At 56.0% G+C, this 427-nt stretch carries 1 protein-coding gene; it reads left to right on the top strand.

Features of this window, described 5'->3' with window-relative positions; genetic code table 11:
* Positions 1-427 (top strand): Ig-like domain-containing protein (locus IV512_RS19785; protein ID WP_209406497.1); only part of this gene is annotated, 427 nt, incomplete at both ends.

Raw genomic sequence — 427 nt, 5'->3', positions numbered from 1 at the left:
TATTCTGAACGCCGCGGAAGCGGGAGCGGACGTTTCCGTAACGGGAACGGTAAGCGGTGACTTCAACGCCGGGGATACGGTGACCCTAACGGTCGACGGCACAAATTATACCGGAACGGTAGACGCCTTGGGCGCGTACAGTATCGACGTACCTGGAAGTGCACTTGCAGCGGATGGGGACACCACGGTGGACGGAAGCGTGACCACTACGGATGCGGCCGGAAACGAAGGAACAGTAACAGAAACAAAAGCCTATACCGTAGATACCACATTACCGGTACCGGTCTTGGAGATAGACGATATCACCGCCGACAACATATTGAACGCCGCGGAAGCGGGAGCGGACGTTTCCGTAACGGGAACGGTAAGCGGTGACTTCAATGCCGGCGATACGGTGACCCTAACGGTAGACGGAACAAATTATACG

Source organism: Pseudozobellia sp. WGM2 (assembly GCF_017810075.1).
In the GTDB taxonomy this organism is placed as follows: domain Bacteria; phylum Bacteroidota; class Bacteroidia; order Flavobacteriales; family Flavobacteriaceae; genus JADNYK01.
The sequence above is the reverse complement of the archived record's forward strand: the minus strand, read 5'-3'. Positions and strand labels throughout refer to the sequence as shown.